Annotated in this window: 23 protein-coding genes and 1 riboswitch; of the genes, 5 read left to right on the forward strand and 18 right to left on the reverse strand. The window is 69.3% G+C overall.

The window, feature by feature from the left end; translation table 11 throughout:
* Nucleotides 1-113 precede the first annotated feature (113 nt).
* From ACTHL4_RS12670 to ACTHL4_RS12745, 16 genes are all read right to left on the reverse strand, one after another.
* Nucleotides 114-911, reverse strand: a complete 798-nt coding sequence (locus ACTHL4_RS12670; protein ID WP_440283127.1) for a serine hydrolase — start codon at nucleotides 909-911, stop codon at nucleotides 114-116.
* Nucleotides 908-3,394 carry an aminopeptidase N gene (pepN, locus tag ACTHL4_RS12675; RefSeq protein ID WP_440283128.1) on the reverse strand — a complete coding sequence of 829 codons (2,487 nt, stop codon included), beginning with the start codon at nucleotides 3,392-3,394 and terminating at the stop codon, nucleotides 908-910. Before pepN (ACTHL4_RS12675) ends, ACTHL4_RS12670 begins: the two co-directional genes overlap by 4 nt.
* Before the next feature lie 6 nt (nucleotides 3,395-3,400).
* Complete coding sequence (pepN, locus tag ACTHL4_RS12680; RefSeq protein WP_440283129.1) at nucleotides 3,401-5,929, reverse strand: aminopeptidase N; 2,529 nt, start codon at nucleotides 5,927-5,929, stop codon at nucleotides 3,401-3,403.
* Between the two features lie 155 nt (nucleotides 5,930-6,084).
* The gene (htpX, locus tag ACTHL4_RS12685) at nucleotides 6,085-6,966 is read right to left on the reverse strand and encodes a zinc metalloprotease HtpX (protein WP_440283130.1); all 882 of its coding nucleotides are present in this window, start codon (nucleotides 6,964-6,966) and stop codon (nucleotides 6,085-6,087) included.
* Nucleotides 6,967-7,300: 334 nt separating this feature from the next.
* The gene (locus tag ACTHL4_RS12690; RefSeq protein WP_440283131.1) at nucleotides 7,301-8,749 is read right to left on the reverse strand and encodes an NADH-quinone oxidoreductase subunit N; all 1,449 of its coding nucleotides are present in this window, start codon (nucleotides 8,747-8,749) and stop codon (nucleotides 7,301-7,303) included.
* Complete coding sequence (locus ACTHL4_RS12695; protein ID WP_440283132.1) at nucleotides 8,746-10,269, reverse strand: complex I subunit 4 family protein; 1,524 nt, start codon at nucleotides 10,267-10,269, stop codon at nucleotides 8,746-8,748. Before ACTHL4_RS12695 ends, ACTHL4_RS12690 begins: the two co-directional genes overlap by 4 nt.
* On the reverse strand, nucleotides 10,263-12,317 hold the full coding sequence (locus ACTHL4_RS12700) for an NADH-quinone oxidoreductase subunit 5 family protein (RefSeq protein ID WP_440283133.1): 2,055 nt from the start codon (nucleotides 12,315-12,317) through the stop codon (nucleotides 10,263-10,265). Before ACTHL4_RS12700 ends, ACTHL4_RS12695 begins: the two co-directional genes overlap by 7 nt.
* A complete protein-coding gene (gene nuoK, locus ACTHL4_RS12705; RefSeq protein WP_440283134.1) occupies nucleotides 12,314-12,631 on the reverse strand; it encodes an NADH-quinone oxidoreductase subunit NuoK in 318 nt (105 codons plus the stop codon). The genes ACTHL4_RS12700 and nuoK overlap by 4 nt, the downstream gene beginning before the upstream one ends.
* On the reverse strand, nucleotides 12,628-13,143 hold the full coding sequence (locus ACTHL4_RS12710; RefSeq protein ID WP_440283135.1) for an NADH-quinone oxidoreductase subunit J family protein: 516 nt from the start codon (nucleotides 13,141-13,143) through the stop codon (nucleotides 12,628-12,630). Before ACTHL4_RS12710 ends, nuoK begins: the two co-directional genes overlap by 4 nt.
* The gene (locus tag ACTHL4_RS12715) at nucleotides 13,140-13,628 is read right to left on the reverse strand and encodes a NuoI/complex I 23 kDa subunit family protein (RefSeq protein ID WP_440283136.1); all 489 of its coding nucleotides are present in this window, start codon (nucleotides 13,626-13,628) and stop codon (nucleotides 13,140-13,142) included. Before ACTHL4_RS12715 ends, ACTHL4_RS12710 begins: the two co-directional genes overlap by 4 nt.
* A complete protein-coding gene (locus ACTHL4_RS12720; RefSeq protein WP_440283137.1) occupies nucleotides 13,625-14,587 on the reverse strand; it encodes a complex I subunit 1/NuoH family protein in 963 nt (320 codons plus the stop codon). The genes ACTHL4_RS12715 and ACTHL4_RS12720 overlap by 4 nt, the downstream gene beginning before the upstream one ends.
* Nucleotides 14,584-15,126: an NADH-quinone oxidoreductase subunit C gene (locus ACTHL4_RS12725; RefSeq protein WP_440283138.1), complete on the reverse strand. Its 543-nt coding sequence runs from the start codon at nucleotides 15,124-15,126 to the stop codon at nucleotides 14,584-14,586. The genes ACTHL4_RS12720 and ACTHL4_RS12725 overlap by 4 nt, the downstream gene beginning before the upstream one ends.
* Nucleotides 15,123-15,716, reverse strand: a complete 594-nt coding sequence (locus ACTHL4_RS12730; protein ID WP_440283139.1) for an NADH-quinone oxidoreductase subunit B — start codon at nucleotides 15,714-15,716, stop codon at nucleotides 15,123-15,125. Before ACTHL4_RS12730 ends, ACTHL4_RS12725 begins: the two co-directional genes overlap by 4 nt.
* Nucleotides 15,713-16,078 carry an NADH-quinone oxidoreductase subunit A gene (locus tag ACTHL4_RS12735; RefSeq protein ID WP_440283157.1) on the reverse strand — a complete coding sequence of 122 codons (366 nt, stop codon included), beginning with the start codon at nucleotides 16,076-16,078 and terminating at the stop codon, nucleotides 15,713-15,715. Before ACTHL4_RS12735 ends, ACTHL4_RS12730 begins: the two co-directional genes overlap by 4 nt.
* Nucleotides 16,079-16,099: 21 nt before the next feature.
* Nucleotides 16,100-16,567 carry an NUDIX hydrolase gene (locus tag ACTHL4_RS12740; protein WP_440283140.1) on the reverse strand — a complete coding sequence of 156 codons (468 nt, stop codon included), beginning with the start codon at nucleotides 16,565-16,567 and terminating at the stop codon, nucleotides 16,100-16,102.
* Nucleotides 16,568-16,576: 9 nt separating this feature from the next.
* Nucleotides 16,577-17,212, reverse strand: coding sequence for a TetR family transcriptional regulator (locus ACTHL4_RS12745; protein ID WP_440283141.1), 636 nt, complete (start codon nucleotides 17,210-17,212; stop codon nucleotides 16,577-16,579).
* A gap of 134 nt (nucleotides 17,213-17,346) precedes the next feature.
* Here ACTHL4_RS12745 and ACTHL4_RS12750 point away from each other — a divergent pair, with 134 nt between their 5' ends.
* From ACTHL4_RS12750 to ACTHL4_RS12770, 5 genes are all read left to right on the forward strand, one after another.
* Entirely contained in the window at nucleotides 17,347-18,297 is a 951-nt protein-coding gene (locus ACTHL4_RS12750; RefSeq protein WP_440283142.1) for an ABC transporter ATP-binding protein, read from the forward strand.
* Nucleotides 18,294-19,115, forward strand: a complete 822-nt coding sequence (locus ACTHL4_RS12755; RefSeq protein WP_440283143.1) for an ABC transporter permease — start codon at nucleotides 18,294-18,296, stop codon at nucleotides 19,113-19,115. Before ACTHL4_RS12750 ends, ACTHL4_RS12755 begins: the two co-directional genes overlap by 4 nt.
* Nucleotides 19,116-19,236: 121 nt before the next feature.
* Nucleotides 19,237-19,365, forward strand: a riboswitch (SAM riboswitch).
* A 100-nt stretch (nucleotides 19,366-19,465) separates the two neighbouring features.
* Nucleotides 19,466-20,440 (forward strand): MetQ/NlpA family ABC transporter substrate-binding protein, encoded by a 975-nt coding sequence (locus ACTHL4_RS12760; protein ID WP_440283144.1) that lies wholly within the window; start codon nucleotides 19,466-19,468, stop codon nucleotides 20,438-20,440.
* Nucleotides 20,437-21,507 carry a methionine ABC transporter ATP-binding protein gene (locus ACTHL4_RS12765; RefSeq protein ID WP_440283145.1) on the forward strand — a complete coding sequence of 357 codons (1,071 nt, stop codon included), beginning with the start codon at nucleotides 20,437-20,439 and terminating at the stop codon, nucleotides 21,505-21,507. The genes ACTHL4_RS12760 and ACTHL4_RS12765 overlap by 4 nt, the downstream gene beginning before the upstream one ends.
* Before the next feature lie 59 nt (nucleotides 21,508-21,566).
* Nucleotides 21,567-22,166 (forward strand): methionine ABC transporter permease, encoded by a 600-nt coding sequence (locus tag ACTHL4_RS12770; RefSeq protein WP_440283158.1) that lies wholly within the window; start codon nucleotides 21,567-21,569, stop codon nucleotides 22,164-22,166.
* A gap of 8 nt (nucleotides 22,167-22,174) precedes the next feature.
* Here ACTHL4_RS12770 and ACTHL4_RS12775 read toward each other — a convergent pair whose 3' ends face one another.
* Both ACTHL4_RS12775 and ACTHL4_RS12780 read right to left on the reverse strand, forming a co-directional pair.
* The gene (locus ACTHL4_RS12775; RefSeq protein ID WP_440283146.1) at nucleotides 22,175-22,996 is read right to left on the reverse strand and encodes an isocitrate lyase/PEP mutase family protein; all 822 of its coding nucleotides are present in this window, start codon (nucleotides 22,994-22,996) and stop codon (nucleotides 22,175-22,177) included.
* 26 nt (nucleotides 22,997-23,022) lie between these two features.
* Complete coding sequence (locus ACTHL4_RS12780; protein ID WP_440283147.1) at nucleotides 23,023-24,099, reverse strand: DNA polymerase IV; 1,077 nt, start codon at nucleotides 24,097-24,099, stop codon at nucleotides 23,023-23,025.
* Nucleotides 24,100-24,114: the final 15 nt, after the last annotated feature.

The raw sequence follows: 24,114 nt of genomic DNA on the forward strand, positions 1-24,114 counted from the left end.
CACTGGGACGCTTATTTGCGGCCCGGCGCGCGGGCCTGGCCGTGGGCCGGGGCGCGCGCGGGGTGTGCCCTCCCCCCCCGGTGGGGCGGATGCCGTCCCCCCACGACGGTCGGTCAGTCCTGCGCCAGCCGGTCGCGGATCTCGGCACCGATGCGGCGCATGCGCGCCAGCACCGAGGCCAGACCCGGCGGCGAGTCGTCCGTCGGCCAGTTGGCGATCGCCGCGTAGCCGACGACACGATCACCGGCGCGGACCAGCCCGACGTCGGCGCGGATGCCGTCGTCGGTGCCGGTCTTGTTGATCAGGACCGGATGCTCGCCCGCGTCGATCATGTTGTGCGCCAACGGATCCTCGTGGAAGGCGGACGCCACCATCGACAGATCGGTGTTCAACGACATCCACTCCTCCACCCGGGAGGACACAGTGCCGTCATACAGCCTGCGCAGATAGCCGATGAGGGATGCTGCGCTGGCCCGCGACAGGGTCGGCGGAGTGCCCGGAACGGTCAGGTCGCGCGCCTCGGAGCGGATGTAATCCAGCAGCTCCATCGGCTTTGCGCCGATCGAATCTCCGTATGCCGCCACCGAATCCAGGCCTACCAGGTCGAGCAGCACATTGGTCGCGAGGTTGTCGCTGACCGCGCCGACCAGCCGGCATGCGTCGACCACGGAGAGGTCGCCCTGGTCGAGCGCGTGCCACAGCCCGGAGTCGCGCACGAACGGTGCGCCGGCCCTGCTGACCCGGTGCTCGGCGGCGAGATCGCCGTCGTCGATGCGGCGTGCCACCTCGCCCAGTAGCAGCAGCTTGCCGACGGACGCGGTTTTCAGCACCAGGTCCGATGCTTCCTCCACCCACGGCTGCGCATCGGGTCGATCGAGCCGCACCGCCAGGATGCTCCACTGCAGGCTCATGCGCCGAACTCCTCCTGCGAACGCAGCTGCTCACGCAGCCGGCTGGTGCCGTCGACCCACGACCGGCGCACTCCGGCCGGCAACTGCCGCTCGAGCGCACGTTCGGCGACCTCGACGGTGGCGGGCTCAACCACGGTCGAGGGGAAGCCGTCCGCGGCGAGAAGGTGAAGCACCATGTCACCGAGTTTGCCTGCCAACTGGGGCAACTCGACAAAGAAGCGCTCGACATACGGCCGGGTGACCATCTGGTCGGTGGGCCCGAAGAACACGCTCGCCACGGCGCTGAGTTCGTGGCTGCTGGCATTGTCCGAGTCGAACAGGTGCGACCAGGCGCACGCCTTCGCCTCCGCCGTCGGGATCCGGGTCCGGGCGGACAACGAGCGCAACACCCCGCTGACCGAGGGGTCCTTCTCCCGCCAGTGGCCGATCTCGGCACTCTCCATCGCGCCGAGCGACGCCAGCCGGCCGATCACGGACCACCGGAACTGGTCGTCACCGGCGAGGAAGTCCGGCAACCCGCGACCGTCGAGCCAGCCGCGCAGCAGATCGGTGTCGGCGGAGGTGGCGGCGACCAGCCGGGCCGCCGTCAGACGCCGGGAATCGGGGATGCCGGCAGCCTGGAAGACCTGCATCCCGGTGCCGGCCAGGCGATCCAGCGCGGCTGGTGTCCGGTCCAGGGTCAGGAACCGGCCGGGCAGCATGCCGCTGATCAGATTGGCGACCGCTTCCAGCAGCGGGTCGACGTCCTCGCTGGGCCAGCCAGCCTCGAAGACGTCCAGGACCAGTGCGGGGTCCACCGTGCCGAGTGCCACGCCGTTGAACAGCGACGACCAGACGACGCCGCGCGCCGTCGCGTCGGCCAGCTGGGGCAGTTCGGCCGGCAACGCCGCCAGGGTGTCCTGATCGAGCGCGACGATCGCCCACGTGCGGTCGGTCGCGTTGGGCAGCACCAGCTTCGGCCGCTCCACCAGGTCGAGGCCGTCGACCGCCGTCACGTCCGCATCGAGGCGTAGGTCGGTGGCACCGAGCAGCACACCGTCCCGATAGGCCGCGACATCCGTGACGTGCGGCCGGCTCGCCGGGTAATGCTGCGGTGCCGAGCGGGCGATCGACACACCGTCCGCATCGGCGGACACGGCGAGGACGTCGGTGCCCGGCGTCAGCAACCAGCCGCGCGCCCAGGCCACGATGTCCTCACCGCTCTCCTCACTCATCGCCCGCAGGAAATCCTGCAGACTGGCGTTGCCGAACTCGTGTGCCCGCAGGTATCTCCGCACACCGGAGAGGAAGGTCTCCTCTCCCAGGTATGCCGCCAGCTGGCGCAACGCCGACGCTCCCTTGGGATAGGTGATGCCGTCCAGGTTCTCCAGGGCCGCGTTGGCGTCCGGCGCCGGCGTCCCGGCGATCGGGTGCGTCGACGGCGCACGGTCGGCGGCATACCCCCAGTTCTTGCGGGTCGCCGAGAAGTCGACCCACGCCTCGGTGAATTCGGTGGCTTCGGCGGTGCCCTGCTGGGCCAGGAACTCGGCGAACGACTCGTTGAGCCACAGGTCGTCCCACCACTGCATGGTGACCAGGTCCCCGAACCACATGTGCGCCATCTCGTGGATGACGACCACGGCGCGCAGCAGGTGCTCGGCGCGAGACGCGTGACCCTGGAAGACGAACTCGTCGCGCAGCGTCACACACCCCGGGTTCTCCATCGCTCCCATGTTGAACTCGGGCACGAAGACCTGGTCGTATTTGCCCCACGGATAGCGGATGCCATAGACCCGGTGGTAGTAGTCGAAGCCTTGGCGGGTGACGGTGAAAATCTCCTCGGCCTGATCACGCAACTCCTCGGCGAGTGTGGCGCGTACGTAGAGGCCCAGCGGGATCCCGTCGTGTTCGCTCGTCTGCCGCGCGAAGGGGCCGGCGCAGACGGTGAAGAAGTAGGTCGCGATCGGCCGGGTCGTCTCAAAACTGCGCCACCCGTCGACCGCGTCGTGTGCCGCATCCGCCGCACCGTTGGAGATCACCGACCACTCCGCCGGTGCCTTCACCTGCACGTCGTACGGCGCCTTCAGGTCCGGCTGCTCGAAACACGCGTAGATCTTGCCGGCGGTGGAGGAGGCCGGGCTGCCGTAGAGGTAGACCTGCCCGTCCTGCGGGTCGATGGCACGGTGCATTCCCTCGCCGTCGCGGACGTAACCCATGGTCGCGTCCACCACCAGCTCGTTGTCCGGCTCCAGCCGATCCAGCCACAACCGGCCATCCTTGGCGTGGGAGTCATCGATCCTGTTGCCGTTCAACGTGATCGAGTGAATCTCTCGTGGGTCGAACTCGACGAACGTGGAGGCGCCCGGGGTGGTGCACCGGAACCGGACGGTCACCCGGGAGCCGAAGAGTTCGTCCCCTCGGGTGAAGTCGAGGGAGAGGGCGTAGGAGTCGACGTCGACCAGCGACGCGCGCTCCTCGGCCTCGGTGCGCAGCAGCGACGACACAGGTGCTCAGCCTTCCGTGGTGGCGTTGGTGGCGGGGAAACGCTCGTGGGCGACCAGTGCGCGGTCGAGCCGGTCGAGCGCATCGGTCAGCGCCCGGCGTACACCGGCGGAGTTGTCGTCCGACGCGATCGACGCGCGGGCGCGATCCGCGACGGCCGGTTCGGTAGCACGGTGCGGGAACGCGGCGAGGACGAACTTCTCGGCCGCCATGTCGCCGTATTTGGCTGGCACAGCGGGCAATTCAGTGAAGAACCGGTCGACGTACGGGCGCAGTATCTCGGTGACGCGGGTTTCGGCATACCCAGCGAAGAAGCTGCGCGCGATCGCGAGGCCTTCGTAGTTGGACAGGTGCGTCTCGCCGTACAACTGATCCCATGCCCAGGACTTCGCCTCCTCGGTCGGCAGGGCGGCACGCGCACCGAGCCGGGACAGGTGGCCGCTGAGACTCTCGTCCGACGTGGCGGCCTGCTCGATCGCCGCGTCGTCGACCAGGCCCAGGACGGCCTGCCGGTGGACTGCGAGCCAGCCGAAGTCCTGGTCACCGGCGGCCGCAGCAGGCCGGTCGGCGTCGGACGCCCATCGATCGAGCAGCTGCCCGTCGGTCGTCGTGGCCACGACGAGACGCGCGGCGGTCAGCGCTGCCGGTGAGGCCGGGTCGACCTGGTCGAGCCGGCGCCGTCCAGCGCCGTGCAGCGCGTCGCGCGCTGCTGCCGAATCCGACGGCGGCACAAGACGATAGGGGTAGAGAGTCTGCACCTGACCGGACAGGGCGTCGCTCAGTGACGGCACGGGCTCCTGCGGCCAGCAGGCGCCGAACACCTCGACGACCCGGCGCGGGTCGATGCGGCCGGTGTCGGCGCCGCCGAGCAGGGCGGACCAGATGCCCAGCCGGACCAACGGGTCCTCGGCCGCCGCCACCTCGTCGGCCACCGCTGTCAGCGACTCCTCGTCCAGCACCGCGGTCGCCCAGGTCAGATCCGTCGAGTTCGGCAGGAGCACCCGGGGGCGCGCCGTCCCGACGAGTTCGGGAACGTCGGTCCGTGCTCCGCCGGTGTGCAGCCGGACCTGTTTGCCGGCGACTCCGTCGTTGAGCGCGGCGACGTCGAGCACGTGGGACCGCGTGGCCGGATCCGCGTCCGGGGGCGTCACCACGAGCTCGGCCCGGGTGATCGTGCCGTCCTGGTGCTGCACGTCGAGGCGGATGTCGTCGACACCGGAGCTGCGCAACCAGCCCTGTGTCCACTCGGTCAGCGACCGTCCGCTGGCCTCCTCGACGGCGCCGAGGAAGTCGGCCATCGTGGCATTTCCGAAGCTGTTGTCCGCCAGGTGCTTTCGGACACCGGCGAGGAACGCGTCGTCACCGACGTAGAGCGCCAACTGCCGCAGCGCGGAGGCGCCCTTGGCGTAGGAGATGCCGTCGAAGTTGGTCAGTGCCGACTCCGCGTCCGGCGCCGGAGCGCCGGCAACCGGATGCGTCGACGGGCTGCGGTCCACGCCGTAGCCCCAGGTCTTGCGGGTGATCCCGAAGTCGACCCAGGCCTCGGTGTACTGCGTGGCGTCCACGACCGTGCGGTGCGCCATGTATTCGGCGAACGACTCGTTCAGCCACAGGTCGTCCCACCACTGCATGGTGACCAGATCGCCGAACCACATGTGCGCCATCTCATGGCTGATCGTGTTGGCGCGCGTGAGCAACTGTGTGCGCGTGTGCGCACCACGGAAGATGTAGTCGTCGCGCAGGGTCACACAGCCGGGGTTCTCCATCGCTCCGGCGTTGAACTCCGGCACGAAGAATTGATCGTATTTGCCCCAGGGATAACGGATCCCGAAGAGCCGGTGGTAGTAGTCGAACGACTGCTTGGTCACCTCGAAGATGTCGTCGCGCTGCTCGGTGAGTTGCTGGGCGAGCGATGCGCGCACGTAGATGCCCAGCGGGATGCCGTCGTGCTCGTCGGTCTCCACGGCATACGGCCCGGCACAGATCGTCACGAAGTATGTCGACAGCGGCGGTGTCGTGACCAGCGTCCACTCACCGGGCGCAGTCCGCCGGGCGGCACCGTTGCCCGCGACCAGCCAGTCCTGCGGAGCCCGGACCCGTACGTCGTACGGCGCCTTGAGGTCGGGCTGGTCGAAGCAGGCGAAGATCGACGGGCCGGCGTCCAAGAAGGACATGCCGTAGACGTAGTGGCGACCGTCCGCCGGGTCGACGGCACGGTGCAGGCCCTCGCCGTCGTGCCGGTAGCGCATGGTGCTGCGGACCCGGACGGTGTTGTCCTCACGCAGGCCGTCCAGCGGCAACCGGCGGTCGACGACCGATGCCGGGTCGATCTCCTGGTCGTTCACCGTGATGGAGGTGACCGAGACCGCGTCCAGGTCGAGGAACGTCGATGCCCCCGGCGCGCGGCAGGTGAAACGGATGGTCGTGTCCGAGCCGAACGTCTCCTCGCCCTGATCCAGGTCGAGCGCGATGTCGTAGGACGTGACGTCGATCAGCGCGGCACGTGCCTGTGCCTCGGTGCGCAGCAGAGAACCCATGCGGTCAGCCTTTCACGCCATGAGGGACGCCTCGCCCGCCCATGCACCACGAGTCACCAACGCCTGATGTGTATGGGCGATCGGGTCAACGACGGTGTTTCCCATGCCCGGCACGCGCCACAACGAACGATCCGTGCGGTGAGAACGACAAATCGTCACCGCGAGATCTGCCGGCCGTAGGCCTGGTCCTCCAGTCGCTGGATGCGCTGCTCGGTGGGCGGGTGAGTCGACATCAGGCGTGAAACGTCCTGTGCCCGGAAGGGATTGGCGATCATCATGTGGCTGGCATTGACGACCTTCGGCTCGGGCGCGAGGGGGGTACGGGCCGTGCCGGCCTCGAGCTTGCGCAGCGCGGAGGCGAGCGCGAGCGGGTCACCGGTGAGCTTCGAGCCGTCCTCGTCGGCGTCGTACTCGCGCGTGCGGCTGATGGCCATCTGGATCAGGCTCGCGGCCACCGGAGCGAGGAACGCCATCGCCAGCATGGCCAGCGGGTTCGGCCGGTCGTCGTCGTTGCCGCCACCGCCACCGAACATGCCGAACCACATCATCATCTGCGCGATCGAGGTGATGATGCCCGCGAGCGCGGCGGCGATCGAGGAGGTGAGGATGTCGCGGTTGTAGACGTGCATCAGCTCGTGGCCCAGGACACCGCGTAGTTCGCGTTCGTCGAGCAGGTCGAGGATGCCCTGGGTGCAGCAGACCGCGGCGTGCTGAGGGCTGCGGCCGGTGGCGAAGGCGTTCGGTGCGTCGGTCGGCGAGATGAACAGGCGGGGCATCGGCTTGCCCGCCTTGGTCGACAGCTCACGGACGATGCGGTACATCGCCGGCGCCTCGATCTCACTGACCGGGTAGGCGCGCATCGCCTTGATCGCGAGCTTGTCGGAGTTCCAGTAGCTGTATGCCGTGGTGGCCACACCGATCAACGCGAAGATCCAGATGTAGCGACCACCGGCCACGAGCCCGCCGATCGCGAGCAGCACGACCCAGATGCCGCCGAAGAGCGCGGCTGTCTTGAGGCCGTTGAAGTGACGGTGCATATCTGGAGAACGTGCGTGCCTGACGCGTTTGTTCCGGTGTGCCGTCGCGACCGTGGTCGGCTGCCCACTGCCGTACCGAACTCTCCCCTGGGGAGACTTCGGTACACGAACCCGGGCCCCCGCCGTACCAAACCCCACCCTGGGGAGACTTCGGTACACCAACCCGAGCCCCCGCCGTACCAAACCCCCCTGGGGAGACTTCGGTACACGAACCCGAGCCCCCGCCGTACCAAACCCCACCCTGGGGAGACTTCGGTACGACGAAGCCGGCCCCCGAGCAGACCACCCGAGCAGACCACCCGAGCAGACCACCCGAGCACGCCGGCCGAGCGACCTACCGGCCCACGAGTTGCAGCAGCGAATGGGGGGCGATGCTGGTCACCACCAGGGCGGCGGCACCGACGATCACCAGCGCCCGGTGCAGCGGGTGCAGTTCGTCGGCGTGGTCCGGGTCCTTGCGCGCGCCGAACAAGATTCGCAGCCAGCGCAGGTAGACCGCGACGCCGAGCATGGCGTTGATCGCCGCGATGATCGCCAGCATCCACAGCCGCCCGCCGGCCACCGGGCCGATCGCAGCCACCTTGGCCACCAGCCCGATGACGGCCGGCGGCAGACCCATCAGGGTCAGCAACGCGAGCGCGAGGGTCACCGCCAGCAACGGCCGCCGCTGCAGGAGTCCGCCGTATGACGACAGACGTGTCGCGTGCTCCCGTCCGTCGGCGTGGGCCAGCGCGGTGACGACGACGAACGCCACGAGCGTGGCGACGGCGTAGACGATCAAGTAGGCGGCGGCCGAGCGCACCGCACGGGAGGACACGGTGGCCAGCGGCAACACGACCCAGCCGGCCTGCGACACCGTCGACCAGGCCAGGAAGCGCAGCGTGCGTTTCTCCCGCAGGGCCATCAGATTGCCCAGGGTCATGGACAGCGCGGACAGCACCCCGATCGCGGCGAGCGCCGACGTGCCGAGCACGGTGACGCCGCGGAAGATGACCAGCAGCGCCGCCAGCGCCGCGGCCTTGGACGTGACGGCGAGGAACGCACCGATCGGCACCGAGGCGCCGCCGAACGCCTCGGGCGTCCAGGCGTGGAACGGCACCAAGGACAGCTTGAAGGCCAGCCCCGCGACGATGAAGACGACGGCCAGCACCAGGATGCGCCGTGAGTCCGCGTCACCCGATGCCTGCAGCACCGCGTCGCCGGAGAACAGCGCCGAGCCCGTCGCGGCGAACCACAGGGCCGCCCCCATGACGGTGATCGCGAAGCTGACCAGCGACGTCGTCAGCAGCGCGAGCGCTCCATCGACCGCGGCGCGGCGCGTACGCAGCGCGACCAGGGCGATGGCCGGCAGGGTGGCGAGTTCGAGCATCACCAGCCACGAGGCGAGATCGCGGGCGGCGACGACACCCGTGGCGCCGGCGGTCGCGGCGAGCACGAGGGTGGCTTGCACGGCGGCGCGCTCGGCCGGCACCCGGATCGGCAACGCCATCAGGGCGACGACGGCGCCACTGACCAGGGCGGTCAGCTGCAGCCCGACCCCGACGTGGTCGACGGCATACAGGCAGGTGCCGTCCGACAGGCACAAGGTGCGGCGCGGGTTGTCGGCCGACGGCAGGGCACCGGGCACAGCGGCCGCAGCGGCGACGAGCAGCAGCAGCGCGGTGATCGCCCAGTGCACCCGGCCTAGCCGGGGCGCGATGGCGTCCAGCACCAGCAGCAGCACGCTGCCGATCGCCGGGATCAGCACCGGGGCGAGCAGCCACCAGTCGTAGCTGAGCTTCATCGACCGATCACCGCCATCAGGTGGTCGACCGCGCCGGACGTGGTCTGCAGCAGCACCAGTGGTATGACGCCGAGCACGACGACGGCGGTGCTCAGCACCGACGTCACCAGCCACTCGTTGCCGCGGGCGTCACCGGCCGGTTCCGCCTCCGGCGGTGCACCACCCTCGGCCCGGCCCTGCCAGACGACCCGCAACACCCGCAGCGCGTATCCGGCGGCGAGCACCGCACCGATCGAGGCGAACATCGCCAGCACCCGGAACCACCCCTCGGGCCGGCCACCGGCAGGTGTCCATGCTCCGAAGATCGCCAGCACCTCGCCCCAGAAACCGGCCAGACCGGGCAGCCCCATCGACGCGGCGAAACCGATCACCAGCGCCAGACTCAACCGTGGCGACACGTCACGCAGCGAGCGCCGCACCGCGTCCAAATCGTCCAGGTGGTCCAGGTCGTCGGCGCCGCCCCAGCGATGCTTGAGGCCACCGACGACCGCGAAGAGCAGCGCGGAGATCGCGCCGTGGGCGATGTTGGCGAACAACGCCGCCTGCAACCCGATCGTGGTGCCGCTCATCAGCCCGAGCAGCACGAAACCCATGTGGGCGATCGACGACCACGCGACCAGCCGCTTGAGGCTGCGCTCCACGAGACAGACCAGGCCGCCCCACACGATGCCGATGACCGCGAGCGTCCCGACGTATGGCGCCAGGCGCTCCACACCCTGCGGCAGCGGCGCGATGACCAACCGCACCACTCCGTAGGTGCCCATTTTCAGCAGCACGGCGGCCAGCAGCATCGACCCTGCGGTCGGCGCGATGGTGTGCGCCCGCGGCAACCACGAGTGCAACGGCCACATCGGCACCTTGATGCCGAGCCCGATCAGCAGCACGGCGGCGACGGCGGTCTGCTTGCCGGGCGACAGCGGATGTGCGGCGAGACCGGCGAGGTCGGTGGTGCCCGCCGCGAACGACATGGTGAGGATGCCGACCAGCATCAGCGTCGAGCCGAGCACCGTGTAGAGCACGAACGTGTTGCCGGCGCGGGCGCGTTCGCGGGCGTCCCGCCGGTCGCCGAACCGGCCGATGAGCACCCACATGGGCACCAGGACGACCTCGAACGCCAGGAAGAAACTGATCGCGTCCTGCACCAGGAAGGTCGCGATACCGCCGCCGATCACCAGCAGCAGGCAGCCGAAGAAGGTTGCGGGGGTGCCGCCCTCCGGCTGCTCGTGGCGTGCGTGCACCACCACGAGCACGCCCACGGCCGCAGTCATCAGCAGCAAGGGCACGCTGATGCCGTCGACCGCCAGGTGCAGCCGCATGCCGATCTCGGGCACCCACTGCCGGTCGAGGACCGGGCGGTCGTAGGAGATCGCGATCGACGCGATCAACGAGGCGAGGGTGGCCACCAACGAGACGATGTATGCCGTGTGCCGGCTCACGGACCGGATGCTCCGGTCGCCGACGACCAGCGCGAGCCCGGCGACGACCGGTGCCAGCGGCGCGATGAACAGCGCTGCTACCACAGGATCACCCCCATCAGTCCGACGGCGACCAGTCCGACCGAGACCGCCACCAGACCGCTGGTCGGCCGGCGGGTGTGCAGCCGGTCGGCCCGGCGGACGAATGCCGCGACCGCTGCCGGCAACTGCTGCACACCGTGGTCGAGCCGGTCGTCGAGCCGAGCCACCCCGCGTGCCAGGGCCAGGAATGCCTGGCCGAAGGCGACATACAGCCGGTCGGCGTCGAAGCCGCGGGACGCCGAGGCGCGTACGAAGATCGGCAGCCGGGCGGCAGCGTCGCCATAGACCGTGCCGACCGACATCATCCGCACCAGCAGCGCGATCGCGCCCATCAGCAGCAGCGACGCACCGATGAGCCAGACGTCGGGGTGCTTCCAGTCCACGTCGAGCATCGGGGACACGACCAGCAGGCCGCCGACGACCGACAGCACGGCCAGCAGTTGCAGACCGAACCGGGCACCCCCACCGGGTTGCTGCTCGCCGAACTCGGGCTCGAGGTCCGGCTCGTCCTCGGGCGGCACCTCCACCGGCGCCGTGCGCTCGGTCGGCCGGCCGTGCGCGTCGACCTGCGGCAGGTCGGTGAGCATCTCCACGATGCCGACGTCCTGCACGTCGTAACTGTCCTCGACCCACTCACGCACCTGCACCCGCTGGGCACCGGTCCGGTGGATGAGGATCAGCCACATCCGCATCGTGTATGCCGTGGTCAGCAACACCACGCAGACCAGCGCGGCGAAGGCGATCCGTGCGGTGAGGTCGCCGTCGATGCCCCGGCGGGCGGCCTCGTCGATGATCAGGTCCTTGGACACGAAGCCGACGAACGGCGGCACACCGGCGAGCGCGAGCAACCCGATGCCGACCATCCGGCGCGCCTCGGGGTGCTTGCTCAGCGCACCGGACAACCGCTCGACGGCGGTGCCGCTGACGAGCACCGACAACCAGCCGATCATCAAGAACAACAACGCCTTGAACATCGCGTGCGACAGCAGGTGCGCGATGCCGAGGTCGGCGGTCCCGTGCTGTGCGGCGACGGCGATGCCGAGCAGCATCAGGCCGACCTGGGAGACGGTGGACCAGGCCAGCAGGCGTTTGAGGTCGTGCTGGCAGAAGGCGAGGACCCCGGCGCCGACAGCGGAGATCGCGGCGACCAGGGCCAGCACCACCCGTGCCGCGTCGCAGGCTTCGAGCAGGCCGACCAGCTTGCCGAGCACGACGGTGCCGGCGGCGACCATGGTCGCGGCGTGGATCAGCGCGGACGCGGGCGTCGGGCCCTCCATCGCGTCGGCCAACCAGTCCTGGAAGGGCACCTGGGCGGACTTGCCGGCGACCGCGCAGATCAGGCACAGCAGGGCGACCGTCAGGGCGGTGCCGTGGCTGTCGGCGGCCGCGGACCAGTGCCGCACGATGTCGTCGATGCCGGTGCTGTGCGCGCCCAGCGACAGGATGGCCAGCCCGATCACCAGGGGCGTGTCGGCGATCCGGGTCACCATGAACGCCTTGTATGCCGCGCGCCGCGCCTTCGGCCGCTCGGACTCGTGACCGATCAGCAGGTAGGAGCACCAGCCCATCAACTCCCAGCCGACCAGGATCAACAGCACGTCCCCGGACAGCACCACCAGCTGCATCGCCGCCGTGAACAGGCCCACCGACGCGGCGAACTGGCGGTAGCGCGGATCGCTGTAGAGGTACCACCGGGTGAAGAGCTGCACGACCCAGGACACCAGCGCGACCGCGACGGCGACGAGCACGGACAGCCGGTCGACCTGCAGGTGCAACGGCACCCGGATGCCGGCGCCGAGCGGGAGTCCACCGATGGTGTCCGGGCCCGCGATCGCGCCGCCGCGGGTGTGCTGCACCAGCAACGCGATCGCCGCGACGAGGCCGAGGAAGCTCAACACGCTCGCCACGGCGAAGGCGCGCGCACTGCGCCGGGTCAGCAACAGGATCAGCACCGGGATGGCCGCCTGCAACAACACCACCAGGTGGCTCGGCTGGACCGGGAAGTCGAGCGCGAGCGTGGTGGTGTCGAACCTGCTGTTCGCGAGCATCATGCGTCGTCCCCCTGCCGGCCGGCCGGCTGCGCCATGTCGATGTTGCCGCGGGCGCGGAAGACCGCCAGGATCACCCCGAGCGCCACGGCGATCTCCGCCGCCGCGATGGTGATCACGAAGATCGTCATGACCTGTCCGGCCCGCATCGCGTCACTGGTCAGGGACCCGATGGCGACGAACAGCAGCCCCGCCGCGGCCAGCATCAGCTCGACCCCGATCAACACCAGCACGGCGTTGCGGCGCGCCAGGACGCCATACAGGCCGATGCCGAACAGCAGCCCGACGACGACCATGGGCAGCGCGGAGTGGATCATTTCGGCGCCCTCCGCCCGATCGGCAGGCGCGCCAACGCGAGCGCAGCGATCAGGGCGACCAGCAACAGCGCGGACAGCAGCTCGAAGGGCCACACCCAGCTGCTGAAGAGCCGGCCGGCAAGCTGGTGAGTGGTGCCGCCGTCGACGGGCCTGCGCTCGTTGCCGAACGCACTGATCAGCACGGTCGCCAGCAGCGCCGCGGTGGCCGCGCCGACGACGAGGGCCGCCGCGCGTTGCAGCAGCGGGGTGTCGTGCTCGTGGCTTCTACCGATCGGCGCCCGGGTGAGCATCAGCGCGAACAGCACCAGGATCACCACGGCACCCACGTAGACGAGAAGCTGCACCAGCGCGACGAATTCAGCACCCAGCACGAAGTAGCAACCCGACAGGGCGCCGAGGCTGACGATCAGCCACAGCGCCGAGTGGACCAGGTGCTTGGTGCTCACCGCGAGCAACCCGGAGGCGACACTGATCGCCCCGGCGATGGTGAACAGCACGTCGTACGTCGTCACGGACTCTCCCCGGAGATGTCCGCGGCGCCGTTCTCGACCGCAGCCGGCGGCGGCACGGTCGGCATCCACTCGCCGAGCTTCTCCTTCTCGTGCAAGAGGTTGCGGATGTCACCGTCGGCGTATTCGAACTCCGGGCTCCAGAAGAGCGCGTCGAAGGGGCACACGTCGATGCAGATCCCGCAGTACATGCACAGGCTGAAGTCGATCGCGAAGCGGTCCAGCACGTTGTGCTGCCGGGCGCGGCCGCCCTCGGGCCCGGGCGGGGTCGTCTCCTTGTGGGAGTCGATGTAGATGCACCAGTCGGGGCATTCGCGCGCGCACAGCATGCACGAGGTGCAGTTCTCCTCCAGCAACGCGATGACTCCGCGACTGCGAGCCGGCAGGTCGGGCTGCACGTGCGGGTACTGCTGGGTGTGGGCGTGCGTGACCATCGTGCGGCCGGTGGTCGCCATGCCCTTTGCGAGACCACCGAGAAACTTGCTCATCGAGACGTCACCACCACTCCGACTGCCGTGATTGCCAACTGCAGCAACGCGATCGGGACCAGTCCGAGCCAGGCCACGCGCTGCAGCTGGTCCTCGCGCAGGCGCGGCCAGGCCACCCGGATCCAGATGATCAGGAAGGCGAAGATGCCGCCCTTGATCAGCATCCACAGCCAGCCGAGCGAGTCGCTGAAGGGCCCCGCCCAGGCGCCGAGCCACAGCGCGGCCAGCAGGAAGGACATGACGACGATGCCGGCGTATTCGGCGAGCAGAAAGAGCGCGAAGCGCAGGCCGGTGTATTCGGTGTAGGGGCCCATGACCAGCTCCGAGTCGGCCACCGGCATGTCGAACGGCGGGCGTTGCAGCTCGGCCGTTGCCGCGACGAGGAAGACCAGCGCGCCGGGCAGCTGCCAGATCAGCCACCAGGGGTTCCAGGCGTGCGCGATGCCGACCAGCGACAGCGATCCGGCGGCGATCGCGAACGACGCACTGACCAGGATCAGCGGCAGTTCGTAGGAGACCAACTGAGCGGCGGTGCGCATGCCGCCGAGCAGGGAGTACTTGTTGCCGCTGGACCAGCCGCCCATCAGGATGCCCACCGTGCCGATGCCACCCACCGCCAGCACCCAGACCAGGCTGCCGGGGACGTCGGCGCCGAAGAAGCCGGGTCCGAACGGAATGACCGCCAGCGCCAACAGGTAGGACACGATGCCCAGCGCGGGCGCCACACGGAAGACGCTCTTGTCCGCGGCGAGCGGGACGATGTCCTCCTTCTGGGCGAACTTGACGCCGTCGGCGATCAACTGTGCCCAGCCGTGGAAGCCGCCGGCCTCCATCGGCCCGAGCCGCCCCTGCATGTGCGCCATCACCTTGTGCTCGGTCTGGCCGACGAGCAGGGGCAGCACCAGGAACGCGGCCAGCACGCAGACCGAACGGAGCACGATCTCGGCGAAGTCGTTCATCGAGGGCCCCACGACTCGTCGGGGACACCCGGCGGCTGCAGCCGGCGACGCGGCGCGCGGGCGGGTTTGGCGCCGTCGGTGCCACCGCCGCCCGGTTCCTTGGCTCCCGGCCACGGCTTGCTCGCGCGGGCCACCAGCACGAACGACTTGCGCAGCGGGTTGCCGTCGAAACCGTCCGGCAGCAACAGTTTTCGGAGTTTGCCGGAGCCGGCCTCGCTGTATCCGTCGAAGCCGATGCCGAACATCTCGTAGGTCTCGCGCTCGTGCCAGGCGGCACCGCTCCACAGCGGGGTGCAACTGGCGAGCGTTGCGCCGTCGGCGACCCGGGTCTGCACGAAGGTCTCGCACAAGGCACCGGGAGTCATGTCGTAGAGATGCACCACGACGTCGAAGCCGGGCCGCTCGTCGGCGTCGGTCTGGTCGACGGCGGTGAGGAAGTCGAAGAAGTCGAAGCCCTCGCCGCGCACGCGCTCGAGGGTCTGTCGCCACTCCCCCGGCTCGCAGCAAACCGTGGGGATCTCGTGGGTCTGGTCGGTCACGCGTCCTTCTCCTGCGAGGGAGGAGCGACGAGCGGACGGCTCACTTCGGCCGCGGACGCCTTGCGGCCGGCATACGAGCCGAGCTTGGCGCGCAGGCCCTTGGTGTGCAACCGCTCGTCGGCGATCTGTTGCTGCAGCACCTGTATGCCGTGCAGCAGCGCTTCGGGTCGCGGCGGGCAGCCGGGGACGTAAACGTCGACGGGGATCAGCTGGTCGACGCCCTTGGTGACGCTGTAGGAGTCCCAGTAGGGACCGCCGGAGTTGCTGCAGGCACCGAAGCTGATGACGTATTTGGGTTCGGGCATCTGGTCGTAGAGCCGGCGGACGGCGGGCGCCATCTTGTCGGTCACGGTCCCGGAGACGACCATCAGGTCGGCCTGGCGCGGACCGGGGGCGAACGGGATGACACCCAGCCGGATGAAGTCGTGGCGGGCCATCGACGCAGCGATGAATTCGATGGCGCAGCAGGCCAATCCGAAGTTGAAGACCCACAGCGAGTAACGCCGGCCCCAGTTGAGGACCAGTCGCATCGGTCGAGGCGCGACGGCCTGGCCGGCGCCGACACGGGGCATCGGCAGGTCGGTGGTCATCGGTCACTCCAGGTGAGCAGACCCCGGCGGGCGGCGTGCAGCAGGCCGACCAGCACCACCGCGATGAAGATGGCCATCTCGATCAGGCTGGCGATGCCGAGGTCGTGATCACGCAGCACCAGTGCCCACGGGAAGAGGTAGACGGCGTCGACGGCGAAGACGACATACAGGAACGCATAGGTGATGTAGCGGAAGTGTGTCTGCGCCCAGCCGCCGGTCACCGGGTCGACGCCGGACTCGTAGGTCGTCAGCTTCGCCAGGCCGGGCGCGCGGGGCGCGAGGAGGCGCCGGGAGACCATCGCAGCAGCGAAGAGCACTGCTCCGGCGACACCGACGCCGAGCAGCACCAAGTAACCGGTCACTCCCGTGGACACCCGCAGAGCCTAACCAGGGCGTGGCGTCTCGTGCGTGAGGCGCTCCCGGAGTGGACGGTCTACTGACGGACGCAGATGTCCGCCCCGCAGCGCCGGGAAGACCCGGTGCGCCAACAGCGGCGCGAGATCCTGCGTGGCGTCCGCGGACACGTCCGCCCAGCGCAGCTCGGCGATCTCGGCCGCCGGGGCGCTCACCGGAACGAAGTCGTGCTCATACACCGTCGCGGTGACGGTGTGCCCCGGCTCGTTGGCGGCGTCCGCAGTGAAGGTGCCCAGCAGACGCAGGTCGGCGGCTCGCACCTGTATGTCGAGCTCTTCGGCGACTTCCCGCACGGCCGCATCGATGGGGCGCTCGCGGGGTTCCAGCTTGCCGCCGGGGAACATGAACTTGTCCGTCCCGGACTTCCGGACCGTCAGCACCCGCCCCTGCGGGTCACGGAACACGACGGCGCTGACGACGATCTCCGCGGCTGGCACGGCAGGAGCCTATCGGCGGATGCCGTCGAGGATGAGCTCGGTGATCAGGGCGACGGTGTCATCGCGGCTGACGTGCTGTTGGTGCATGAGTTCGTGCGAGCTGTAGAGCAGCCGGCTGATCAGCGTCAGGCGGGCCGCCCGGTGCCCGGACCGGAAGGTCCCGGCCCGGTCGCCCCGGTCGAGGATGCCCTCCAACACCGAGGAGTCACGGCGTTGATGGGCGGCCGGATCGGAGCCGCCGAGTGCGGCACCGGACTCGAGCAGCGCGGCCGCCGCGCGATGATCCGCGCCCGCGGCATACGCCACCTGCTCCTGGATGTAGCGCCGCAGCTGCGCCTCCGGGTCTTCCTCCTCGGCCACGGCGGCCGCCACCGCGGCCTGGAATGCCTCGGACTGGGCGGTGAGGTGGTGGCGGACGGCGGTGACGACATCCGGAACGTAGTTGTACAGGGTCGCGCGCGAGATGCCGCTCGCCCGCGCGAGCCGGCTCATCGACACCGCACCGAGGCCGTCGCTGCTGACCAGCTCGGCCGCTATCGCGCCGATCCTCAGCAGTTGCCGTTGTTTGTGGCCGGCGACGGTCGCCGACCAGTCGGCGTCGACCGAGGGCCGTGCCGCATCATCCGCGCCGGCGTCCCGCACCACCTACGGCCTCCTTTTCGAATTTTGACACTGTGTATGGTCTTGCTTACACACCGTCACCATGTCGACACCACGGCTGGGGTGACGACTGAAGCGTAGTCGGGCGTCCCGCCCGACCGAGCACACGAGGAGTCGGGATGCGTTCCCAGCAACGGCCGTGCGCGATCGACGTACACCGGCTGACCAAACGGTTCGGACAGCTGGCGGCGGTGGACGGGCTGAGCTTCACCGTCCGCCCGGGCCAGGTCACCGGGTTCCTCGGAGCCAACGGCGCCGGCAAGACGACGACCTTGCGCATGCTGCTGGGCCTGATCACCCCTAGCGAGGGAACCGCGATGATCGGCGGCCGCCGCTATCAGGACCTGGACGCTCCGGCGCGCACCGTCGGAGCGCTGCTGGAGGCCGACGGCTTCCATCCGGCACGCACCGGGCGAGATCACCTGCGCATCTGCGCGATCGCGGCGGGGGTGAACGACCGCCGCGTCGACGAGGCGCTGGACCAGGTCGGCCTGGCGACGGCCGGCGGACGGCGGGTGCGCGACTACTCCCTGGGCATGCGCCAACGCCTCGGCGTCGCCTCGGCGATCCTCGCCGACCCGCCGGTCCTGATCTGCGACGAACCGACCAACGGGCTGGACCCGGAAGGCATCCGCTGGTTGCGAGGACTGCTGCAGGACCTCGCGGCGGCCGGGCACACGGTGCTGGTGTCCAGCCACCTGCTGGCCGAGATGCAGCAACTGGTCGACTCGGTCGTCATCATCCATCGCGGCCGGCTGGTGCACGAGGGCGACATCCGGCAGGTCGGCAGCGACGAGGTCCGGGTCTGCAGCGCGGACCCGGCCGGACTGCAGGCCGCTGTGCACCGGGCGGTCGGTGACGACGTCCGGGTCGAGCGGGCCGGCGAGGAGACGTTGATCGTGCGCGGTGTCGACGCCACCCGCATCGGGCTGATCGCGCACGACACCGGCATACCGCTGCGGCAGTTGGTCACCGAGGCCAACACGCTGGAACGACTCTTCTTCAGTCTCACCGAATCGGACGGCAGCGGCGCCGTCGAAGACCCCGCACACGAGGGAGCAACGCGATGAGTGCCGTCGCCGAACGGACCGATGCACCTGCGGAGACCGGATCGGGTATGGCGACAGCGCTGCGCACCGAGCTGCGCAAGCTCGCCACGACCCGCCTGTGGTGGATCCTCGGGATCGTCGCGGTGGCCGTCGCGGTCCTCGTCACGGTGCTGACCGTCGCCGGATCGGAGGCCAGCGAACACCCACCGCTGGACATCTTCACCGGAGCACTCATCGGCGGGGTGCAGACCGCCTACATGATCACCGCGATCGTCGGCATCACCGCGGTCACCGGCGAGTACCGCCACCACACCGCGACCGCGAGCTACCTCGCCATACCGCATCGCGGCCGGCTGATCAGCGCCAAGCTGATCGTGCTGACCGGCTACGGACTGCTCGTCGGCGTCGTGGTGGTCGGCGTCTGCTCGGCCATCGCGGCTCCGTGGCTGTCCGCCCGCGGACTGCTCGGGGGCTCGCTCACCGCGGGCGGCGTGACGCGAGCGGTCGTCGGCGGCACCCTCTCCATCGCCGTGATGACCGCGGTCGGCGTCGCCGTCGGCGCACTGCTGCGCAACCAGATCGCCGCGGTCGCCGCACTGCTGATCTATCTCTTCGCAATCGAACAGACGATCAACAGCATCGCGCTGACCCGGCCGGCATACCCCTTCCTCCCCGGCGGCGCGGTGCAGGCACTGGCGTTCTCCGGGCACCGCGCCTTCGGCTCCGCGACCGGCGCCGAACTGCTCAATCCGTGGCTCGCCGCGGTCCTGATCGTCGGTTATGCGGTCGCCATCACCGCCATCGCGGTGCGCACGACGATCCGCCGTGACGTGAGTTAGCCGTTGCGCTCGACTCAGGCGGTCACCACCGTGGTGGGGCGATGGAGGTGACGCAGTTCACAAACCAGTAGCACCGCTACACGTTTTGACTTATTCGGTAACTGTTCCTTATGTTTAAGACAGTCACGAGTCCCAGCGACAAGCCCTGGCTTGCTGGGCGGCAACCCTCACGCACGTGGCGGGGTGCCCCAGGTGAATGACTGGGCCGCAGTGTGTGATCCACCGATCCGCAGTGCGGCAAGCACGGCAGTACCCCGTTGCCCGAGCGCCCGCTGATCGCGTGCGCGCGGGTTCGAGCACGGCCGGGCGCCCTTTCGTCATACGAACGACAGCCGAAGCCTGAGGTCACCATGTCCACCAACACCCCGTCCGACCCGTCTGGCGTCCCTTCCCTGCCGGACCGCCCCTCCCTGCCACCCCGACCGGGCCGGTCGCGGCGTACGTGGCTCACTGCTGCCGTCATCGCCCTGGTGGTCGGCGCCGGCGGCGGGTTCGCTGCCGGCCGCGCGACCGCCGGCGACTCGGCCTCCGGCGGCAAGCTCACCACGGTGAAGATCGGCGTCACGGACGCCGACCAGGACTACTGGCCGGTGCTGAAGAAGCTTGCGCGCGAGCACGGCATCGACCTGCAAACGGTCAACTTCTCCGACTACACGCAGGCGAATCCCGCTGTCGCGCAAGGCCAACTGGACTTGAACCTCTTCCAGCACCTGGTCTTTCTCGCCAGCTACAACAAGCAAGCGCACCAGGACCTGACGCCCGTCGGGTCCACGTATGTCGTGCCGCTCGGTCTCTATTCCAGGAAGCACACCCGGCTCAGCCAGATCCCCCGAGGCGCCGACATCGCCATACCGAACGACCCCACGAACCAGGCCCGCGCACTGCTGGTGCTGCAGAAGGCCGGGTTGGTCCAGCTCAAGGGCGGCGGCACCATCGTGTCGACACCCGCGGACATCGACACGTCCGCATCGAAGGTGAAGGTCACCCCGGTCGACGCCTCACAGACCGTGACGTCGTTGTCCTCGGTGGACGGCGCGGTCGTCAACAACGACTTCGCGTTGGACGGCCACCTGGACCCGAAGAAGGCGCTCTTCTCCGACGACCCGAGGTCGAGCACGTCGGAGCCCTACATCAACGTGATCGTGTCGCGGGCCGCCGACAAGGACAACCCGACGTATGCCGAGATCGTGAAGCTGTATCACGACCCGCGTGTGGAGAAGCTCGTCGTGGCGGAGTCGAAGAACACGAGTGTGCCGGTGCAGAAGCCGGCCGCCGACCTGCGCAAGCTGCTGGCCGGCTACGAGAAGGTCGTGAGCGCGCAATGACCGACGCCGTCATCGAAGCGACTGCGTCCGAGGTGGATTCGGCGGATCCGGTCGTCCGACTCACCGCCGTGTCCAAGATCTTCGGCACCGGCGCCGAGGCTCACCATGCTCTCGACGACGTCAGCCTGGACATCCGCCGCGGTGAGATCTTCGCCGTGATCGGCTACTCCGGCGCCGGCAAGAGCACACTGGTCCGACTGATCAACGGCCTGGAGAAGGCGACGTCGGGCACCGTGACCGTGGACGGGGTCGACATCACCCGGCTGCACGGAAAACCGTTGCGCGCCATACGTCGTCGCATCGGGATGGTCTTCCAGCAGTTCCACCTGATGCGATCGCGGACCGTCTTCGGCAATGTGGCGTACCCGTTGCAACTGGCCGGGCTGGGGCGTGCCGAGCAGGAACAGCGGGTTGCCGAACTGCTCTCCTTCGTGGGGCTGCTGGACAAGGCCTGGAGCTACCCGGAAGAACTGTCCGGTGGTCAGAAACAGCGCGTCGGTATCGCCCGGGCGTTGGCCTCGGACCCCGACCTGCTGCTCGCCGATGAATCCACCTCGGCGCTGGACCCGGAGACCACCCGTGACGTGTTGGCCCTGCTCCGGCGGGTCAACGAGGAGCTCGGAATCACCATCGTGGTGATCACCCACGAGATGGACGTGGTCCGCGCGATCGCCGATCGCGTCGCCGTGCTCGACTCCGGCCGGGTCGTGGAGACCGGCACCGTGCGCGACGTACTGGGCTCACCGCAGGCGCAGACGACGCAGCGGTTCGTGTCGGCGACGGTCGGGAACCGGCCGGATGCTGCACGGCTGCAACAGCTTCGGGACACGTATGACGACACCTTGGTGACCGTCGCGGTCACCGACGAGCGCGCGTTGGGTGCCGTGCTCAGCACCGCTGCGCGCGAGCACGGTGTCGACTTCGAGATCGTGTACGGCGGGATCACCGACCTCAAGCACGAGTCGCTCGGCTCGTTCACGCTTGCGCTGCGCGGCCCGGATGAGGGCGTACGGGCGACGGTCGAGGCGTTGAGTGCTGCGGGCCCGGTGGACGGGGGCGCACGGTGACGACGGACTGGTCGACGCTCTGGCCGACGTTCCAGACCGCGATCTGGCAGACCCTGCTGATGGCGGTCGTGACGATCCTCATCGGCGGCGTCCTCGGGCTGGTGCTCGGCGTGGCGCTGTTCACCACCCGCGGCGGCGGGCTGATGGAGAACCGGGTCATCAACACGGTGCTCAACGTGCTGGTCAACATCGTCCGGCCGATCCCGTTCATCATCTTCGTGACCGCGATCGCGCCGCTCACCCTGCAGGCGATGGGTTCGACGATCGGGACCCGCGCGGTGCTGTTCCCGCTGGTCATCGCGGCAACGTTCGGCGTGTCCCGCATCGTCGAACAGTCGTTGGTCTCCGTCGATCCCGGCGTGATCGAGGCTGCCGAGGCGATGGGCGCCGGCCCGTGGCGGATCGTCCGGTCCGTCCTGGTGCCGGAGGCGCTCGGTCCGCTGATCCTGGGATACACGTTCATCTTCGTCGCGGTCGTCGACATGACGGCGATCGCGGGGGCGGTCGGTGGCGGCGGACTGGGCGACTTCGCGATCACCTACGGCTACCACCGCTTCGACTGGGCGGTGACCTGGATCGCGGTCGCGGTGATCATCGCGTTGGTTCAGCTCGCGCAGTTCGGCGGCAATGTGTTGGCCCGCAAGGCGCTCCGCCGTTAACTCGCGGCCTACTCAGGACGACGCCCGGCCTCCTTCGGAAACAGCGCGTTCAGCTCGGCGTGGGCGCGTCCGCCGGCGAGCTCGTCATACGTGCCGGCATTGAGCAGTTCGCGAGCCGCCCGCTCGAGGTGCCCGAAGATCGCCCCGGCCAGGGAGGAGCCCGCCGAGATCCGACGGGCGCCGGCCGCGCGCAGTTGCGCGATGCCGGGCGCGTGCGGACCGGTGAGGATGTTGACCGGGGCGTCGATCGCCGCTGTCAGCCGGGCCACTTCGCCGAGGTCGGTCACGCCCGGCACGAAGATCCCGCTCGCACCGGCGTCGAGGTATGCCGCCGCCCGGGCGACGGTGTCGTCGAAGTCGGCTGCCCCGAGCAGATAGCCGTCCGTGCGGGCGTTGAGGTAGATGTCGACACCTGCGCTGGTCGCCGCCTCGCGGACCACACGCACGCGTTCCACTGCCTCGTCGACCGGTCGCAGCTCACCGTCGATCGCGTCCTCGAGGTTCACGCCGACCGCTCCCGCCTCGATCACCAGACGGGTCGTCTCGGCGAGGTCGGTTGTCGTTTCACCGAATCCGCCTTCGATGTCGCAGGACACGGGCACGGTCGCGACCGAGCAGATGCGTCGCAGGTGCTCGAGCATCAGGCCACGGTCGAGGACATTGCCGTCCTGGACGCCGAGCGACCAGGCGACCGCGGCGCTCGACGTCGCGAGGGCTGTGGCACCCGCTCGCTGGATCACCGCAGCCGAGGCCGCGTCCCAGCAGTTCGGGAGCACGAGCAGGTCGTCGTGGAGGGCGTGGAAGGCGGCTGCGCGTTCGGTCTGTGTCATGGCGTCAACGGTAGGACGGACCACCGTCACGGACCGCCGCGGCGGCCGTGAGTGCGGGGTGCGTCGTAACCGCCCTCCGGAGGGACCATCTCACCGCGGACACCGAGCAGGCGCACCGGTCGCTCATCGGCGAGCTTGGTGTAGAGCGCGAACGCGGTGTCGGCGATGACCGCCGCGTCATACGTCGGTGCCGGCAGTTTGCGGACGCGAGTGACGGTGAAGAACGGCGCAAAGCGAATCTTCAGATGGACCCGCTGGCAGGGCCGCTGTTCGCCCTGCAGATCCTCGACCACCAGAGCAGCCAATTCGCCGAGGGCGTTGCGTACCTGATCGACCGTCGTCAGGTCGCGTTGGTATGTCGTCTCGTGACCGTGGGCGCGGGCGACCCAGGGGGTGTCATCGACGGTCGCGCTGCCGACACCGCGGCCGAGCCGACCGATGTGCGGACCGGTGTTGGGCCCGAATTCGGCGGCCAGCACCTCGTCCGAGGCGGCGGACAGGTCCCGGACAGTGCGGATGCCGTGTGCTTCCAGCCGTTTCGACGTCTGGCTGCCGATGCCCCAAAGGGCACGAACTGGGCGCTCTCCCATGACTTCGAGCCAGTTGTCCCGCGTCAGTTGGAAGACCCCGCGTGGTTTGCCGAGGTCGGTGGCCACCTTCGCACGGACCTTGGTGTCCCCGACACCGACGCTGCAGTGCAGCCCGGTGGCCGCCAGCACGGCGTCACGGACGGCGTGAGCCGAGCCGACGGGCTCGTCGGTGTCGATGCCGACGAAGGCTTCGTCCCATCCGAGAACCTCGACGACGGCGCCCGGCAGCTCCCGCAACGTCTGCATCACGGTGGCTGAAACAGCCTCGTACACAGGGAAATCCACGGGCAGGAACACCGCGTCGGGGCATCGCTTCACCGCGATCTTGAGCGGCATACCGGAGCGGACACCGTATTCGCGAGCCTCATAGGAGGCCGTCGACACGACGGCGCGTTCGGTCGGGTCACCACGCCCGCCCACCACGACGGGCTTGCCCGCGAGCTCGGGATGACGCTGGATCTCCACGGCAGCAAGGAATTGATCCATGTCGACGTGCAGCACCCAGGCCGTCATACCACTCACCTCGCT

The sequence above is a fragment of the Flexivirga sp. genome (assembly GCF_051955415.1).
In the GTDB taxonomy this organism is placed as follows: domain Bacteria; phylum Actinomycetota; class Actinomycetes; order Actinomycetales; family Dermatophilaceae; genus Flexivirga.